Genomic DNA, 17,695 nt, shown 5'->3' with positions numbered 1-17,695 from the left:
CCCGCGCGGCCCGCTCCGAGGAGTCCCCCCGTGGACCACGCACCACGTCGCAGGGCCCGGCACAGGCGCCGCCACCCGCTGCTGGCGGTGCTGACCGCCGTGGCCGGGCTGGTGGCCACCCTGCTGCACACCGTCGCCGCGCACGCGGCCACCAGCGCGACCGTCTACTACAAGCCCGCCACGAGCTGGACCACCGTCGACATCCACTACGCGCCCACCGGCGGCAGCTGGACCACCGCCCCCGGCGTGGCGATGGAGGCGGCCTGTACGGGCTGGTACAAGAAGACGATCGACCTGGGTACGGCCACCTCGCTCGCCGTCACCTTCAACAACGGCTCCGGCACCTGGGACAACAACGGCGGCGCCAACTACCAGCTCGGCAGCGGCATCAGCGCCGTCTCGGGCGGCGTCGTGAGCACGACCGACCCCTGCGCGGCGGCCACCCCCGCCTCGGCCACCGTCTTCTACTGGACGGCGACCGGGAACTGGCCGGCGTACTACCTGCACTGGGCTCCCACCGGCGGCAGTTGGACCACCGCGCCCGGCACCCTGATGACCGCAGCCTGCACCAACTGGGTCAAGCTGACCGTCAGTCTCGGCACCGCCACGAGCTGGCAGGCCACCTTCAACAACGGCTCCGGCACCTGGGACAACAACAGCGGTGCCAACTACCAGCTCGGCACCGACCTGATCAGCGTCAAGGACGGGGTGGTCGCCCACAGCGACCCGTGCGGTACCACCACTCCGCCGACCGGCACCGCCGCCACCGTCTGGTACTCCACCGCCACCGTCGGCTGGTCCACCGTCAATCTCCACTGGGCTCCCACCGGCGGCAGTTGGACCACCGCGCCCGGTGTCGGGATGGACGCCGCCTGCACCGGCTGGGTGAGGAGGACCGTCGACCTGGGCACCGCCACCACCTGGCAGGCCACCTTCAACAACGGCAACGGCGTCTGGGACAACAACAACAGCGCCAACTACCGGCTCGGCAGCGGCAACAACACCGTCAAGGACAAGGTGGTCACGGCGAACGCCACCGACCCCTGTGCAGCCGTCGTCCCCGACACCACCGCGCCGACCGCCCCCACCGCCGTCGCCGCGAGCGCCACCAACACCTCCGTGGTGCTGACCTGGAACGCCGCCACCGACAACGTCGGCGTGACCGGCTACCAGATCACCCGCACCGGCGGCACCAAGGGCACCTCGGTGGTCAACACCGCCTCCACCGTCCACTCGGAGAGCGGCCTGGAGGCGACCACCTTCTACTGCTACACCGTCAAGGCCCTGGACGCGGCGGGCAACCTCTCCGCGGCGAGCGCAGCGGGCTGCGCCACCACCGGGACGGCTCCCCCGGCCGCCCCGGGCGGCACACCGCTGGGCGGCGACCCGCGCAAGGACCCGATCTACTTCGTCCTCACCGCCCGCTTCAACGACGGTGACAGCAGCAACAACCGCGGCGGCAGCCAGGACGTCAAGTCCGGCAACGCGGCCAACAACGACCCGATGTTCCGCGGCGACTTCAAGGGCCTGGTCCAGAAGCTGGACTACGTCAAGGGCCTCGGTTTCTCCGCCATCTGGATCACCCCGGTCGTCCTCAACCGCTCGGACTACGACTACCACGGTTACCACGGCTACGACTTCTACCGGGTGGACCCGCGGCTGGAGTCGGCCGGCGCCTCGTACCAGGACCTGATCAACGCGGCCCACGCCAAGGGCATCAAGATCTACCAGGACGTGGTCTACAACCACAGCTCCCGCTGGGGTGCCAAGGGCCTCTTCACACCCACCGTGTACGGCGTCCGCGACGCGCAGTGGAGCTGGTACTACGACGCGCCGAACGCCGGCTTCGAGTACGACGGCCTGACCGTCGACCCGGTCTCCGGCAAGTCCTACTACAACGGTGACCTCTGGTCGACGGCCGAGCCGGCCGGGAACACCTGCGTCAACTGGGGTGTGCCGACCGGCGGCAAGAGCGCCGAGGGCTACACCGTCTACAACTGCCAGTGGCCCAACCCGACCTCGGGAATGTTCCCGAAGGCGCTCTACCACCAGTGCTGGATCGGCAACTGGGAGGGCGAGGACGCGCGGAGCTGCTGGATCCACGAGGACCTGGCGGACTTCAACACCGAGAACCCGGTCGTCCAGAACTACCTGATCGGCGCCTACAACAAGTACATCGACATGGGCGTGGACGGCTTCCGGATCGACACTGCCGTGCACATCCCCCGGGTCACCTGGAACCGGCACTTCCTGCCGGCCATCTACAGCGAGGTCAGCGCGAAGTTCGGCGCGGCGAAGGCGGCGGACTTCTTCGTCTTCGGCGAGGTCGGCGCCTTCGTCAACGACAAGTGGAACCGCGGCTCGGCCAACCAGTCCGCCCAGTACTACACCTGGAAGGAGCGGTTCACGTACAGCACGGACGACGCCACCGCCGCCGTCCAGCAGTACACCACCGACAACGACCCCGGCACCCAGCCGACGTCCACCAACGCCTTCCTGAACGGGAACCTCTACCACGCCCCCGACCACAGCATGTACTCCGGCATGAGCGTCATTGACATGCGGATGCACATGAACTTCGGGGACGCCTCCAACGCGTACAACAACGGCAAGGACTCGGACGACAGCTACAACGACGCCACCTACAACGTGGTGTACGTCGACAGCCATGACTTCGGCCCCGGCAAGTCGAGCACCCGGTACGCCGGCGGCACCGACGCCTGGGCCGAGAACATGGCGCTGATGTGGACCTTCCGCGGCATCCCGACGCTGTACTACGGCTCGGAGATCGAGTTCCAGGCCGGGAAGCAGATCGACTGCGGCCCGACCTGCCCGCTCGCCAGCACCGGCCGGGCGTACTACGGCGACAAGGTCGCCGGCGAGGTGACGGCCGGTGACTTCTCGGTGGTCTCCGGTGCCTCGGGTGCGGTGGCGACCACGCTGGCCCAGCCGCTGGTCAAGCAGCTGCAGCGGCTGAACCAGATCCGCCGGGCCGTCCCCGCCCTGCAGATGGGGCAGTACTCGACGGAGGGCGTCTCCGGGAACATGGCCTTCAAGCGCCGCTACACCGACACCGCGAGCGGCGTGGACAGCTTCGCACTGGTCGCGGTGACCGGCGGGGCGACGTACGGCGGGATCCCCAACGGCACCTACAAGGACGTCGTCACGGGCGACGTGAAGACGGTCTCCGGCGGCAGCCTGACGGTGGCCGCGCCCGGCAAGGGCAACCTGCGGGTGTACGTGCTCGACCTGGGCGGCGCCAACGCCGCACCGGGCAAGATCGGCACGGATGGCCCCTACCTGAAGTAACCGGTGAAGCGTCACCTGGTCGGATAGGTTGGTGGGTACGGCCGGAGGCCTCCGGCCGTACCCACCGTTCTCCCAGACGAGGAACGCCCGAAGATGACCGCGCCCCTGCCAGGCTTCGCCGGACACACGTACCTGTTCCAGGTCGACAACGGCGCGGCCTTCCGAAACGCCTACTCCGCCGACGGGACGCGGCTGCGCTGGGAGGGCCTCGGCGAGTCGGCCGGCCAGTGGGAGGACGTCACCCTGCACGTCGCCCAGGTCGGCCCGGAGCTCTACTTCGTGAGCTGGACGGAGGCGAGCGGCATCACCGTCAGCCATGTGATGGACCTGGCCAAGCTGACCGTCCGGGCCTTCTGGACGTACGAGGGAGAGGGCGGCCGGGTCGGCGAACTCCACACCGGCACCCTGGAGCAGGTCGCCTGAGTTCCATCCCGGACAACAGTTCGGCTAGCCTCTTGACGGATAATCAGCCGGAGTACGGGGAGTGGCTGCGGACTCCGAGAACATGGGGGAGAGCCGTATGGGTGGCGACAGGTTCGGTGTGTCATTGGCGGAGCTGGCCAGGATCCAGAAGGACTGGCAGTCCATCAACGAGCGCATGACGGAGATGACCAAGAAGGTCGGCCGGATCAAGGAGGCCGTCGCCAAGGCGGCCGCCACCGATCTGATGGCGAGCCAGCTGGCGGGTGTCGTCGGCTTCGGCGTGGTGGCGGTCCAGGTGGCGAGGGACGTCGAGGACATCCTGAAGCGGACCGAGCACCTCCAGCAGACCAAGGAGCGCCTCACCAAGGAGATCGGTGAGGACGCGCAGAAGATCAAGCAGGTCATCAAGGAGTACCAGGAGATCGAGCGCAGGATCCAGGAGGAGCTGCACAAGAAGGAGAAGCAGCACCAGCCGCCGAAGTCGCCCGGGGGCGGCGACCGCACCGGGATCGACAGCACCGGCCCCGGACACCACAAGGACCACGGCGGCGGCGGGCACCACCAGCCGCCCAAGTCACCGAACGAGCACGGTGGCGACGGCGGTGGCGACGGGCACCACTCGGCACCTTCCTCGGAAGGCAAGATCAGCATCTCGCAGGTGAACTACGGCGGCGCCGGTTCCTGGAAGAGCGGCAAGGAAGCCTGCACCGACTACATCAACAAGGTGCTGGACATGAAGGGCATCACCGATCCCAAGGCGCGCGCCAACTGGATGCGCGGGATGCTCACCATCGCCGAGCGCGAGTCCTCGTTCAACTCCTCGCGGTGGCTGGTCAACAAGAACGACAGCAACGCCTGGGGGCCCGTCCAGTCGGACGGCGCGCCGCTGCACTCCTCGCGTGGGCCGTGGCAGTGCATCCCGGACACCTTCGCGAGCTACCACGAGAAGGGGACGTCGACCGACATCTACGACCCGGTGGCGAGCTGCGCGGCCTCGATGAACTACCTGATGGGCCACTACCACGTGTCGCCCGACGGCTCGAACCTCGCCGCCAAGGTCCCGCAGGCCAACCCCGCCAGCGGACCGCACGGCTACTGAGCAGGTCCGTCCGGACAGATCACTCGTACTCGTCAACCAAGGAAGAGCCACCATCTTGTCCCGCGCCACCACGCTGATCGCGGCGACCGCCGCCGTGCTCGTCTCGCTCGGCTCGCTGACCGCCTGTGAGCCCGACGACGCCTCCACGGCCGCTGCCCCGCCGAGCACCGCGTCCACACCGGCCTCGGCTCCGGCCCAGGACTCGGCCTCGCCGAGCGGTCAGGCGCCCACGGCCACCTCGTCCGCCGGCGGCCAGGGGGTCAAGGGCCTGCCGAACCCGGTGTGGATCTCGGCGAACAACATCCCGCTGTACTCGGCCTACCACTGGGCGTCCCCGGCCGAGGCGGCGAAGACCGCCAAGGACCCGAAGTTCGAGTTCGAGTCGCTGTGCAGGTCCAAGCGCTCGACCGACCTCGACGGGGTCACCTCGCGGGCGACGGCCGGTCAGGCTCTGCTCGGATCGGGCGGCGGCCAGGACTGGCAGGCGAAGGAGACCATCGTCAACTGGCCCGGGAAGAGCAGCGGCGCGGTCCAGACCGCCGCTGCGCTCTTCCGCGGACTGGTGGACGAGCTCAAGGCGTGCGGCACCTCCGCCCCCGGCGCGACGGTGAAGGTGACCACCGAGGACTCCACGTACCTGGTCGCGACCATCACCGTCCCTCAGGCGGGCGGCGCCACGGCCACCCTGCACCAGTACCTGTCCAACACCTCCGCCACGGTCTCCGAGCTCGCCCTCTGGTCCGCCCCGCCCGCCGGGGGCCGGCCCAAGGTCGCCTGGTCCGCGCCGTCGGACGCCGGTGTGCTCAAGACCCTCGAAGGCCCGCTCTGCTCGACCTTCCAGGACTGCTGACACAACTGCTGACACACACCAGGGGGCCGTATCCGAGACTTCGGATACGGCCCCCTGGTGTGTGTCCGCTCAGGGCCTAGGCTCCGGCGGCCGGCACCTTGAGGTGCTGGGAGAGCCACTCCAGGGAGGGCGGCAGCAGCCGGCTCCAGGTCTGGAAGTTGTGGCCGCCGGTCTGCACCACGGCCGTGGAGACGGTCATCGGGCTCTTGACGGCCGCCTGGAAGGCATCGCTCTCGCGCTTGTAGTTGCCGTCGCCCTCCTCGCTGCCGGCGAGCATCACCGCGACCGGGGGCTGCGGCAGGTTCTTCAGCCGCCACATCAGGTCGGCCTCGTCGCGCCGCTGCTGACTGCCCTTGAAGAGGTCACCGGTGGTGGCGTCCTCGGCGGCCTTGTAGTAGCCGGCCATCGAGACGGCGCTCGGGAAGACCTCGGGGTGACGCATCGCCAGTTTCAGCGCGCAGTAGCCGCCGGTCGAGTTGCCCGCCACGCCCCAGGCGTGCGGGTCGGCGGAGACCCGGTAGGAGGCCTCGACCACCTGGGGGACGTCCTTGGTGAAGTAGGTCTCGGACTGCGCTCCGCCGGGGATGTCCTCGCACTCCGTGTCGGCCGGCATCGCCGGGGAGGGGCGCATCAGGATCAGTACGGTCGGCTGCATCTTCCCGGCGTGCATCAGCTGCAGGGCGGCTCCCGGGTAGTTCAGCCTGGTCAGCAGGTTCTTGGCGTCGCCGGGGAAGCCGGTCATCACGACGACGGCCGGGAACTTCCGGTTCGCGTACTCCGGCTGGAAGTACTGCGGCGGCAGGTAGACGTAGCCGTCCGTGCTCAGCCCGGTGGCCGGGCCGCCGATCCGTACCGCCTGGATCTCGCCCGCCTGCCTGGGCTCGCGGCCGACAGCGCCGCCGCCCTGGACGGCCTCCCTGCCCAGGGTCTGCACGGTGACCGGGGCCTTCTGGCCGCCTGTCGCGGTCTGCGCCCCCGGCTTGCTCTGCACCGTCACCGCACCGGCGTCCCCGGTGCCCAGCAGGTCGTCCCAACTGCTGTAGAAGGCGAAGTAGTTGTTGGCCACCAGCCCCAGCGCCGCGAGCATTGCCAGCTGGGTCGCCAGCAGGGTGCCGATCCGGCCGAGCACCGCCCGCCAGCTCTTCCGCGCCAGCCGCGGCCACACCCAGACCGCGGCCGCCATCGCCAGCACAGCGGCGGTCACCGCCAACGCCAGCACCTTGTGGCTTGTCAGCCCCATCTGCCCCGTTACTCCTACGTTCCGCCGGGCCGCGGGCCCGTCCCTCCGACCGGTGGGACTCCCTCTTGGCCGCTCTCACTGTGAACGAACGCCGAGAACGGCCCCTCCGGTTGCACCGGAGCCCGGACAACTGTTCAGCAAGCTCCCAGCACATTCCCACCGCTGGTCAAGTATGCCTTCCCGGATCACCCTCGCCGTGCCGGGCACTCACGGCTGCGAGACCTCGGCGCGCGCGGCCGGCGCCGCACGTTCCTGGCGGCGCCGCAGGGCGTTGCCCGCCCGCACCAGCGCCGCCGCCACCAGGACGAAGGCCACCGTCATCAGCGTGCAGGCACCCGCGATCCGGCCGTAGCCGCCGGAGCGGGCGGGGTCGAGGAAGGGGTACGCGTACCAGTGCACGATCGGGCCGCGGATCAGGCTGTACGCCAGGTAGAGGAACGGGAAGGCCAGCCAGGTCAGCGCCGTGCGGTAGGCGATCCGACGGCGCGGCGGGGCGGCCAGCCAGTCGACCAGGTAGACCAGCGGCATGATCTTGTGCACCACGGTGTTGACCCAGATGATCTCCAGCGGCAGGTGGTAGCCGGAGAGCAGCACGGCGTACACCAGCCCGGTGATGGTCATGTAGAGCACGACGGCACCCCGGACCCCGTCCGGTACGCCGGGCCGCCCGAGCAGCCCCAGCACTCCGCCGGTGAGCAGGACCACGACCCCGGCCATGTTGCTGAGGATGGTGAAGTAGCTGAAGAAGTTGGACATCGACGCGCCCTGGGTGGACACGTGGTAGCCCTGGATCCCCAGTGCGACCGCCGCGAGCAGGCCGAAGACGAGCCTCAGGACGTTCACCGCGCGCTCCTGCATGGGCCGAGCCTCCGTACCGTCGGATGACCATTCGCCGTGGTCATCATCCGGCGGCCCGCCGTCCGAGCCCCGCGGGCCGCCGCGGTGGCAGCGGAGCGCTACCCGTTCGGCCCAGACGCTCAGACCGGTACGACCGCCACCGGGCAGTGGGCGTGGTGCAGCACGGCGTGCACCGCCGTACCGAGGCGCAGCCCGAAGTGCGCGGCGGGCTGGTGGCGGGCGATCACCAGCAGGGCGGCCCGCTGGGAGGCCTCGACCAGGGTCGCGGCCGTGGCGCCGCTGAGCTCGCGGGCGTCCACCTCGACCTCCGGGTACTCCTCGCGGACCGGGTCGACGGTACGGCTCAGCAGCTGCTCGTGCAGCTTGGCCTCCTCCCCCAGTTCGTCCATCATCGGCGCCATGTGCCCGACGTCGGCGACCACCGGGGACCAGATGTGCAGGGCCCGTACCGGCAGGCCGAAGCCGATCGCCTCGCGGATCGCGAAGCGCAGGGTCTTGGAGTCCCGCTCGTCGCGGATGGCGACCAGGACGTGCTCGCCGGCCTGCTGGGTCACCCGGACCACGACGGTCGGGCACGTGGCGTGGGCGGTGACCCGCAGGCTGACCGAGCCGAGCAGCAGCGAGGCGAAGCCGCCGTGCCCGCGCGTCCCGACCACCGCGAGTTCGGCGTGCTCGGCCGCGGTGAGGATCGCTGCGGCGGCGTCCCGGGGGACGACGTCACCGGTCAGGCGCAGGTCCGGGTGGGCGGCCTGCAGCTTGCCGAGCGCCTCGTCCAGCACGGCTTGCGCGTTCTGCAGGACCAGGTCGGTGACGGCGGCTCCGGCCCGTGGCGAGAGGGTGATGGTGCCGGTGTTGACCGCGTGGACCAGATGCAGCGCGCAGTCACGGCGTTCCGCCTCCTGGGCGGCCCACTCGGCGGCGGCCGCAGCGTGCGACGAACCGTCCACCCCGGCCACCACGCCTGCGGGGGATCTGCTGTTCATGGTCGGCTCCCGGAGCGCTCCACGCCTTCCGCCCGGCCCGGTCCGAGCCGTCACGCAAGGCCCTGGTACCAGGATGCCCCCGCCGCCGCGCCTTGGGGACGTCGGGCGGGTCAGCCCTGGCCCAGGGCGGTCAGCTCGGGGTGGGAGAGGTGGAGCACCTCGTAGCGGGTCTCGTCGTCGGGAGCTCCGTGCTCCCACAGAGCGAAGCGCAGCAGCTCCCAGCGGCGCGGGTCGAGGGCGACGGCGGCCGAGTGCAGTCCGGGCCCGTCGGGCAGCTCGGCCAGAGCGCGGGAGACGGCCTGCGCCGGGTCGGCGTCCGCGGGGAGGGGCTCGGTCCGGCGGGTCGCCGTACGGGGTGTCAGGTCCCGGGCCGGGCCCGGGCGGAAGCCGACGCCCAGCCAGTGCTGGACGGGCGGGCGGCCGAAGTCTGCCGCCAGGCCGGCGAAGCCGGGGCTCCGGAGGAAGGCGGCCATCCCCTCGGCGGTGCGCCAGAGGTAGAACGGCGCGTACTGGTTGACGGGCGAGGCGTGCACGCCGCGCTCGCGGATCAGGAAGGCCTTGAGCCCGAGGCCGGGGAAGTCGTCCATCAGGTGGCCCTTGGTGGCGACCCGCTGCCGGATGATCTGCATGTCGTAGTCGGCGGGCAGGCTGATCTCGTACTGCATCGCTTGCACTGTGGGTACCCCTACCGGTTGCGGAGCAGCGCGAGGGCGCCGCGGACGGCCTGGTGGAACGGTTCGGGCGAGTCGGCCGCACGGGCCAGCACATAGCCGCCCTGCAGGACGGCCACGACGGCCGCCGCGATGTCGGCCGGGTCCGGGCCGGTGGCGAACTCGCCGTCCGCCTGGCCCTCGGCGACGATCTCGGCGATCCGGCCGCACAGCCAGTCGAAGGTCTCCTCGACGGGCCGCCGCAGCTCGGCTTCGGCGATGACGTCGGGGTCCTGGGCCATCCGCCCGATCCGGCACCCGCGCAGGACCTCGCGGTCGCGCAGCAGGTACGCCGCGATGCGCTCGTACGCCGTGCCGGGGCCGGCCAGCTGCTGCTCGGCCTGGGCACGGAGTTGCTGGGCGCTGCGGCTCAGGGCCGCGGCGGCCAGATCGGACTTGCCGGTGAAGTGGTGGTACATGCTGCCCTGCCCGACACCGGCGCGCTGCTGGATCGCCTTGGGGCTGGTGCCGACGTACCCGCGCTCCCAGAGGAGCTCCTGGGTGGTCTCGATCAGACGGTCCTGGGTGGCCATGGCCTCACTGTACATACCAGTAGGTACAGAATGCCACGGAGAAGGGCCGTCCGAATCCGGACGGCCCCTTCCGGCCTCTGACGGTCAGACCGGGATGCGCTCGGGCTCCGCCGGGGCCTTCACCGGCTCCGTGCCGTGCTCGACCTTGAGCTCGGGCAGGAGTCGGTCCAGCCAGGCCGGCAGCCACCAGTTCGCCCGGCCGAGCAGGGTCATGGTGGCCGGGACGAGCACCAGGCGGACGACCGTGGCGTCGACCAGGACGGCCGCCGCCATGCCGACGCCCATCATCTTGACGGTGATGTCCGGATCGATCGCGAAGCCGGTGAAGACCGCCACCATGATCGCGGCCGCGCTGGTGATGACCCGCCCGGTGGCGGACAGACCACGCACCACGCTGCCTCGCGCGTCGCGGGTGACCAGCCAGTCCTCGCGGACCCGGGCGAGCAGGAAGACCTCGTAGTCCATGGAGAGGCCGAAGAGCACGGTGAACATCAGGATCGGCACCCAGCTGGAGACCGGCACCGAGTGCGGCAGGCCGAGCAGCCTGGCGCCCGTCTCGGACTGGAACACCGCCGTGGTCACGCCGTAGGCGGCCGCCACCGAGAGCAGGTTCATCGCGGCGGCCTTCAGTGCGAGCACGGGGGCCCGGAAGAGCAGGGTCAGCAGGACCAGCGAGAGCGCGACGACGAACGGGACCACCACCCAGAGGCGGGCGGAGAGGCGGTCGGAGATGTCGGAGAAGACCGCGACCACACCGGTCACCTCGGCACCCGCCGGGAGCAGGTCGGCCCGCATGCGCTGCAGCAGCTGGGCGGTGTGCCGGTCCTGCGGGCCGGTCCTCGGCTGGACGGAGACCACGGCCGCGTCCCCGGCCTGGTTGAGGATCGGCGGAGCGACGGCAGCGACCCCCTGGTCCGCCCTCAACCTGTCGGCGATGGCGGGCAGTTCGGCGGCCTGGACCTTGTGCAGGTCGACGGCGACCAGCAGCGGGCCGTTGGCGCCCGGGCCGTACGCGTCGGCCACCAGGTCGTACGCCTTGCGGGTGGTGCTGGTGGCGGACTGGCTGCCCGCGTCCTGCGGCCAGGTACGCATGCCGAGCATCGGCGCGGCCAGTGCGAGCAGCACCACCAGCGAGGCGAGTGCGCCGGCGAGCGGGCGCCGCCCGATCAGGCGGGCCCAGCGCTCCGTCCGGGTCGGGCCCTCGGCCTCGGCGCGGGCGGGGTTGCTGCGCTCGGCGCGGCGCAGCAGGCGCGGCCCGGCCAGCGAGCAGAGGGCGGGCACCAGGGTGAGCGAGGCGAGCATCACCGCGCCGACCACGGCGAAGGTGGCGTAGCCGAAGGAGGAGTAGGTGGAGAGCCCGGCCAGCCGCAGTCCGAAGAGCGACACCAGCACGGTGGAGCCCGCCACCACGACCGAGGAGCCAGCCGTGGCGGTCGCCTCGGCGGCGGCCTGCTCCTTGGTCAACCCCTTGCGCAGGCCCTCGACATGGCGGCTCACCAGCAGCAGCGCGTAGTCGATGCCCACGCCCAGGCCGACCATGGTCGCGACGGTGGGGGCGGTGGCGCTGATGTCGGTGACGGCGGCCAGCAGGGTGGTCAGCGCGGTGCCGAGGCCGAGCCCCGCGATTGCCACCAGCAGCGGGAGACCGGCCGAGACCACGGTGCCCAGGGCCACCACCAGGATCACCAGCGCGGCGACCACGCCGATGATCTCGGCGGTGCCGTCCGGGGCGGAGAAGTTCTCCGGCACCTGTCCGCCGAACTCCACCTGCAGCCCCGCCTGCCGGGCCGGACCGGCGGCGTCACGCAGTGCGTCCAGGCCCTCCGAGCCCTTGAACTCGGTGACGGGTATCCGGTAGCTGACGGCGAGCAGGGCGGTGTCGCCCTGGGCCGAGAGGGCCGGCGGCGCCACGGTGGCGGCACCGCGGACCTGGGTGAGGCGGGTGCGCAGCTCGTCCAGGACGCCCGCGGGCAGGCGCTCGCCGTGCAGGTCGTGGACGATCACCCGGGCGCTCGCGCCCGACATCTCGGGGAAGCGCTCGGCGAGGAGGTCACTGCCGGCGGTCGAACGGGTGCCGGGCACACGGTAGTTGTCGTGCGGCTCACCGCCGAACGCGGCCGACAGGCCGAAGACGGCGGCCAGCAGCAGGAGCCAACCGAGCAGGGTCCGCCAGGGTCTGGCGGCTGCGGCGCCGCCGAGGCGGCCGAGGAGGGAGGACATGACGGGCCTTTCGGCGGTCCGGTGACAGTGTCCCGCTCAGCGTGGCCGGTCCTGCTTGGAACCGACTTGGCATCCACCAGTAGCCGGGCAACTCCAAGGGCGACCCGAAGGACTTGGAGCGACCGCCAGTAGCCGGGGCAACCCCAGGGGCGCGAGGAACTGCGCGCAGCGGCAGGGCACAGGCCGATGCCTTCCGATCTCGCGCAGTTCCCCGCGCCCCTGAAAAGCCTGGCCTACTCTGCAGAAGAAAAGTGGGCCCGCCCTGCGGAGAGCCTGGCGGAGCCGCTCAGCGGTCGGCGGGGGTGAGCTCCGCGAGGGAGCGGAGGGCATCGGCCTCCCAATGGGGGGCCTCCCAGCCGCGGGCCACCTCGGCGGCGTGCCGGAAGTGCTGCGCGGCCTCCTCGTACCGGCCCAGGTGGCGGGCCAGCTCGCCGAGGGCCTGGGCGACCGGCCGCAGCGCGATCGAGGTACTCGCCGTGCCCGCGATCATGTCCCGCAGCGGCAGCAGCTCCACCAGCAGGTCCGCCGCCTCCTCCCGCTCGTCCAGCGCGATCACCGCCATCGCCCGCAGGACCAGGAAGAAGGACCGGTAGTAGTCCGGCGGGATGGTGCGCCGCGCCGCCCTGGCCGCCCGGGCCTCCTCGACCCGGCCGTTCCCGAGCAGAGCCAGCGCGAGCAGGTCGTCGGCCAGCGGCCCGTACTCCGCTCCGATCGCCTGAATGAGCGTCAGTTCATCGGCGATCCGGCCCTGTTGGAGCGCCAGGGTGAGCCGGTAGAGCGCGCTGAAGCCCGCGGCGTGCAGGGAGTTGCGGGCTCGCAGCCCGTCGATGGCCCGGCCGTAGAGGCGCTCGGCCTCCTGGGTGCGGTCGGCGATCAGGGCGACCATGCCCTGCTGGCAGAGGCCGACGTCGACCAGCTCGGGCAGCCCGTAGCTCTCGGCGATCTGCATCGCGGCCCGCATGTGCGCCCGCAGGGCGGGCAGGTCCCCCCGGACGGCGGCCGCGGTGCAGAACAGGTGCTCGGCGTGCCAGCGATAGGCGGGGAGATCGTGCTCGACGGCCAGCGCGGCGAGTTCGGCGGCGATCTCGGTGCGCAGGCTGGTCTCCAACTCGTAGTCGTGGACCCGGGCCTGGGCCGCCAGGGCGAGCGCGAGCAGGCGCGGGTCACGTTCGGCGCGGGCGATCGCCACCGCCTCGGCGGCGGCCGTCCAACCGGCCTCGTCGCCGGAGCAGTCGAGCTCGTAGGTCAGCGCGTCGAGCAGTCGGCAGCGGGTGGCCGGCGGCAGGTCCGTGCGGCGCAGCAGGGCGGTGAGGGCGTCTACGGCGGCCCGGTCGATGGTCCCGTACGGGTGCGCCACCCACGGGGTCGGCTCCGTCCAGGCCGTCCACGCCTCGATCAGCAGGTCCTCGCGCCCGCTCTCGCGGGCCAGCGCCACGGCTGCCACCCGGGTGTCCAGGGCCGCCGCGACGGCCCCGCTTCGGACCTGGGCGCGCAGCAGGGCCCCGAGCAGGGCGATCCGCCGGGCCGGGCGGTCGTCGCCGTCCTGGACCAGCGCGAGGTTGTCCAGCGCCTGCCGCAGCAGGGCCGCACAGGTCTCGTGGGCGTACCGCCGCTCGGCGGCCTCGGCCGCCCGGACGCAGAAGTCCACGGCGAGGTCGGCGGTACCGGCGGCGGCAGCCTGGGTGAAGTGGTGGGCCAGCGCGGAGAGTTGGTCGGGGTGCAGGACCCTGAGGGCCTCGGCCACCCGCCCGTGCAGGCGGGCCCGCCGCAGCCGGCTGAGGTCGGCGTACAGGGTGTCGCGGACGAGGGCATGCGCGAAGCGGACCACCCCGGGCCCGGGCTCGGTGAGCAGACCGCCGGCCAGCGCGGCCTCCAGGGCGTCGAGCAGCCGGTCCTCCCCGCTGCCGGACGCCCGGAGCAGCAGCTCCACCTCGGCCTCACGCCCGACCACGGCGGCGAGCCGCAGCGCCTCGACGGTGGCGGAGGGCAGCCGGGTGAAGCGGCGCCGCAGCACGTCCCTCACTCCCTGCGGGACCTCCTGAACGGCCACCAAGGCGCCCTCACTGGCCAGCAGTTGGGCACTCTCGACCAGGTAGAACGGGTTGCCGCCGGTGCGTTCGGCAAGCGCCCGGACGGTCGGCATGTCGACGGCGGCGGCGCAGACTGACTCGATCAGCTGTCCGGCCTCGGCCTCGTCGAGCCCCTGGAGCGGCAGCCGGTACGGCGAGCGGCGGGCCAGCACGGCCAGGGTGTCGGTGAGCTCGCCCTCGCCCGGCCGGTGGGCCGGTACCAGCAGCAGGCCGGGGGTGGCCGGGCCGCCCGCCAGCTCGGCGAGCAGCGCGAGGGTCTCCCGGTCGGCCGCGTGCAGGTCGTCGAGCACCATGGCGACCGGTTGCGCGGCGGCGGCTCTCCTGAGCCAGTCGCCGACGGCGCGGTGCAGCCGGAAGCGTCCGGCCAGTGCATCGCTGTCGTGACGATCCGTCAGCTCCTGGTGCTCGCCGTCCAACAGGGGGGCCAGCGCTGCGGCCGACTCCGGAGCGGGGCGAGCATGCTCGGCGAGCTCCCGGAGGGCCTCCGTCCAGGCCCAGGCCGGCGGTGCACCCTCGGTCTCCGGGCAGCGGCCGGACGCGACCAGCCAGCCGCTGCGCCGCAGTTCGTCGCGCAGCCAGCCCAGCAGGGTGGACTTGCCCGCCCCGGCCTCGCCGCTGACCAGGACCACCGCGTGCCCGCCGGCGGCAACCTCGGCGGCGGCCTCGCGCAGGGTGCGCAGCTCGTCGGCACGTCCGACGAACACCGCCTCGGGCGGCCGGGTGCCACGCGCGGCCGGGGCCGGGGCCGAGGCCGGAACGCGTACCGGGACGGCGGCGGCCACGGGCGGGAGGAGCTCGGTGCGCTGCTGGAGGATCGCCGACTCCAGCTCGGTCAGGGCCGGGCCTGGATCGAGCCCGAGCTCCTCCGCCAGGACGTGCCGGGCGCGGCGCAGCGCGTCCAGCGCCTCGGCCTGGCGCCCGTCGGCCCAGAGCGCGAGCGCCAGCAGCCGCCAGCCCTCCTCACGCAGCGGGTGCTCCTCGGCCAGTGCGCGGGCGTCCGGTACGGCCTCGCCCGGCCGGCCTTCCCCGAGTGTCAGGGTGACGGCCAACTCCCGTGCGGAGAGCCGGAGTTCGGTCAGCCGCGCGATCTCGGCGGCGGCCCACGGCTCGTCGGCGAACTCCGCGTACGCATCCCCCGCCCAGAGCGCCAGCGCGTCCCGGACCAGCCCGGAGGCCTGGCCGTCCCCCGCGGCGGGGCCCGCGGCGGCGCGAGCGCACCGGAGCAGCCGCTCGAAGTCCCAGGCGTCCACCGACCCCGCCGCAGGCAGGCGCAGCCCGTACCCCGGAGCCTCGCTCACCAGCAGGCGGGCGGGCTCACGCGGGCCGCGCTCGGGTTCGAGCAGCCGGCGCAGGTTGGACACGTACGCCTGCAGCGAGGCCGCGGCCTTGGCGGGGGGCCGGCCGCGCCAGAGGTCGTCGATCAGCCGGTCGGCCGGGACGACCTCGCCTCGGGCCACCAGCAGCTGGGCGAGCACTCCGCGCTGACGCGGCCCGCCGAGGCCCACCGGGCGCCCGGCGACCACCGCCGAGAGCGAGCCGAGGACCTTGATACCGACCGGTGCGGGGTCGGCGACGCCGGAGGACACCTGGTTCGCTGCTGCTCCGCCCTGCCGCACCTGCCCTCCCCCGCCTGCCGTCCGCCCTGGTCCGGCCGAGCCTATGCGATGGGCGGGCAGCCGTTCCAAGCGGACTCCAAGTGCGTCCTCGGCCCGGCAGCCGGAATCCCGCGACGGCGTCCTGCGAGCGCCGTCCGGCTCAACTGCGGAGCAGGACGGCGGCGAGTGGCACGAAGCCCCCGGCCCCGCCGTCCGTGGCCTCCCCGGAGGTCCGGCGCAGCATCGCGAGCGCGATCCGCTCGCCCTGGGCCTTGGCCCGGTCGGCCACCGGCCCGCGGTGCAGGCCGTCCACGGTGGCCGTCCAGAGCTGGACCCAGCGGCCGAAGTGCTCGGCGGTCATCGGCTCCCGTTCGTGCAGCGCGGTGTGGGGCGCGAAGGCGTTGCGGCGGTAGTCGGCGCTCCGCAGCAGCGCGCTCTCCCAGAAGTCCGTGATGTGCGGCAGATGGGCCTCGAGGTCGAGGCCGGCGATCTCGGTGAAGTACGGGCCGATCAGCGGATCGGCGAAGGCCGCCCCGTAGAAGCGGCGCAGCAACCGTTCGAGGTCCGCCCGGTCGGCGATGTCGGGGTGCGGCTGCATCGGGCGGCTCCTCACGTACGGCTCGTCGCCAGCGTACGCGGCGCGTGGCCGGAACCGGCAGGGCCAATGGTCCCTGACCTGGGGCCGGAGCTGGCAGGATGCAGGGCATGACGTACCTCGCCGCCGATGACCGCTACTCCTCGATGACCTACCGCCGCGCCGGCCGCAGCGGCGTGCTGCTGCCCGCCGTCTCGCTCGGCCTGTGGCACAACTTCGGTGACACCCAGCCGCTCGAGGTGCAGCGTGCGGTGCTGCGCCGCGCCTTCGACCGCGGGATCACCCACTTCGACCTGGCCAACAACTACGGCCCGCCGTACGGCAGCGCGGAGAAGAACTTCGGCACCCTGTTCGCGCAGGACTTCCGCCCGTACCGGGACGAGCTGTTCATCGCCTCCAAGGCCGGGTACGACATGTGGCCGGGCCCGTACGGCGACGGCGGCAGCCGAAAGTACCTGCTGGCCAGCCTGGACCAGTCCCTGGGCCGGATGGGCCTCGACTACGTCGACGTCTTCTACTCGCACCGCTTCGACCCGGAGACCCCGCTCGAGGAGACCATGGGCGCCCTGGACGCGGCCGTCCGGGCCGGCAAGGCGCTCTACGCGGGCATCTCCAACTACCCGGCGGAGCAGCACCGGGAGGCCGTGGCCATCCTGCGCGAGCTGGGCACACCGGTCCTGATGAACCAGGCTCGGTACTCGATCCTGGACCGGGGCGTCGAGGAGGGCGTGCTGGACGCCGTCGGCGACACCCAGACCAGCCTGATCGCCTATTCGCCGCTCGCCCAGGGCCTGCTGACGGACCGTTATCTCAGCGGTGAGGTCCCGGCGGGCTCGCGGATGTCGGTGGGTCACTTCCTGCGGGAGGAGGCGCTCAGCGCGGCCAAGCTCGACCAGCTGCGCGCGCTGAACAAGGTCGCCGAGCAGCGCGGCCAGACCCTCGCGCAGCTCGCGCTCTCCTGGGTGCTGCGCGACCCGCGGGTGGTCTCGGTGATCATCGGTGCCAGCAGCGTCGCCCAGCTCGACCAGAACATCGACGCGCTGAACGGCGCGCCGCTGAACGCCGCGGAGCTGGCGGAGATCGACCGCCTCAGCCGCTGACCCTCGGACGAGGCCCAGGTGCACCGATCAGGATTGGGCATCCCAGCGGCGCGGGGAACTGCGCGAAGCGGAAGGCTGCGGGGCCGGCAC

At 72.2% G+C, this 17,695-nt stretch carries 13 protein-coding genes; 5 read left to right on the top strand and 8 right to left on the bottom strand.

The features are described from left to right. Nucleotides 1-30 precede the first annotated feature (30 nt). From FB465_RS28615 to FB465_RS28600, 4 genes are all read left to right on the top strand, one after another. The gene (locus FB465_RS28615) at nucleotides 31-3,309 is read left to right on the top strand and encodes a carbohydrate binding domain-containing protein (RefSeq protein WP_211785879.1); all 3,279 of its coding nucleotides are present in this window, start codon (nucleotides 31-33) and stop codon (nucleotides 3,307-3,309) included. Between the two features lie 93 nt (nucleotides 3,310-3,402). After that, complete coding sequence (locus FB465_RS28610) at nucleotides 3,403-3,732, top strand: phenolic acid decarboxylase (protein WP_145795133.1); 330 nt, start codon at nucleotides 3,403-3,405, stop codon at nucleotides 3,730-3,732. 97 nt (nucleotides 3,733-3,829) lie between these two features. Continuing rightward, on the top strand, nucleotides 3,830-4,831 hold the full coding sequence (locus FB465_RS28605) for a transglycosylase SLT domain-containing protein (RefSeq protein ID WP_211785878.1): 1,002 nt from the start codon (nucleotides 3,830-3,832) through the stop codon (nucleotides 4,829-4,831). A 55-nt stretch (nucleotides 4,832-4,886) separates the two neighbouring features. Continuing rightward, nucleotides 4,887-5,681 carry a hypothetical protein gene (locus tag FB465_RS28600; RefSeq protein WP_145795132.1) on the top strand — a complete coding sequence of 265 codons (795 nt, stop codon included), beginning with the start codon at nucleotides 4,887-4,889 and terminating at the stop codon, nucleotides 5,679-5,681. A gap of 76 nt (nucleotides 5,682-5,757) precedes the next feature. Here FB465_RS28600 and FB465_RS28595 read toward each other — a convergent pair whose 3' ends face one another. The 8 genes from FB465_RS28595 to FB465_RS28560 form a co-directional block, all read right to left on the bottom strand. After that, a complete protein-coding gene (locus FB465_RS28595) occupies nucleotides 5,758-6,921 on the bottom strand; it encodes an alpha/beta hydrolase (protein WP_145795130.1) in 1,164 nt (387 codons plus the stop codon). 207 nt (nucleotides 6,922-7,128) lie between these two features. Continuing rightward, nucleotides 7,129-7,764, bottom strand: a complete 636-nt coding sequence (locus tag FB465_RS28590; protein WP_211785877.1) for a Pr6Pr family membrane protein — start codon at nucleotides 7,762-7,764, stop codon at nucleotides 7,129-7,131. Between the two features lie 134 nt (nucleotides 7,765-7,898). Then, nucleotides 7,899-8,762, bottom strand: coding sequence for a universal stress protein (locus FB465_RS28585; RefSeq protein ID WP_246192881.1), 864 nt, complete (start codon nucleotides 8,760-8,762; stop codon nucleotides 7,899-7,901). Nucleotides 8,763-8,872: 110 nt separating this feature from the next. Further along, nucleotides 8,873-9,436 carry a DUF4865 family protein gene (locus tag FB465_RS28580; protein WP_145795128.1) on the bottom strand — a complete coding sequence of 188 codons (564 nt, stop codon included), beginning with the start codon at nucleotides 9,434-9,436 and terminating at the stop codon, nucleotides 8,873-8,875. 11 nt (nucleotides 9,437-9,447) lie between these two features. Beyond that, nucleotides 9,448-10,020, bottom strand: coding sequence for a TetR/AcrR family transcriptional regulator (locus FB465_RS28575; RefSeq protein WP_145795125.1), 573 nt, complete (start codon nucleotides 10,018-10,020; stop codon nucleotides 9,448-9,450). A gap of 69 nt (nucleotides 10,021-10,089) precedes the next feature. After that, nucleotides 10,090-12,225, bottom strand: a complete 2,136-nt coding sequence (locus FB465_RS28570; RefSeq protein ID WP_145795123.1) for an MMPL family transporter — start codon at nucleotides 12,223-12,225, stop codon at nucleotides 10,090-10,092. Nucleotides 12,226-12,511: 286 nt separating this feature from the next. Further along, a complete protein-coding gene (locus FB465_RS28565) occupies nucleotides 12,512-15,931 on the bottom strand; it encodes an ATP-binding protein (protein WP_246192879.1) in 3,420 nt (1,139 codons plus the stop codon). A 139-nt stretch (nucleotides 15,932-16,070) separates the two neighbouring features. After that, entirely contained in the window at nucleotides 16,071-16,508 is a 438-nt protein-coding gene (locus tag FB465_RS28560) for a group III truncated hemoglobin (protein ID WP_145795121.1), read from the bottom strand. A 107-nt stretch (nucleotides 16,509-16,615) separates the two neighbouring features. Here FB465_RS28560 and FB465_RS28555 point away from each other — a divergent pair, with 107 nt between their 5' ends. After that, complete coding sequence (locus FB465_RS28555; RefSeq protein WP_145795120.1) at nucleotides 16,616-17,605, top strand: aldo/keto reductase; 990 nt, start codon at nucleotides 16,616-16,618, stop codon at nucleotides 17,603-17,605. The last annotated feature ends 90 nt before the right edge of the window (nucleotides 17,606-17,695 follow it).

It is taken from the genome of Kitasatospora atroaurantiaca (assembly GCF_007828955.1).
GTDB classification, from domain to species: Bacteria; Actinomycetota; Actinomycetes; order Streptomycetales; family Streptomycetaceae; genus Kitasatospora; species Kitasatospora atroaurantiaca.
The sequence above is the reverse complement of the archived record's forward strand: the minus strand, read 5'-3'. Positions and strand labels throughout refer to the sequence as shown.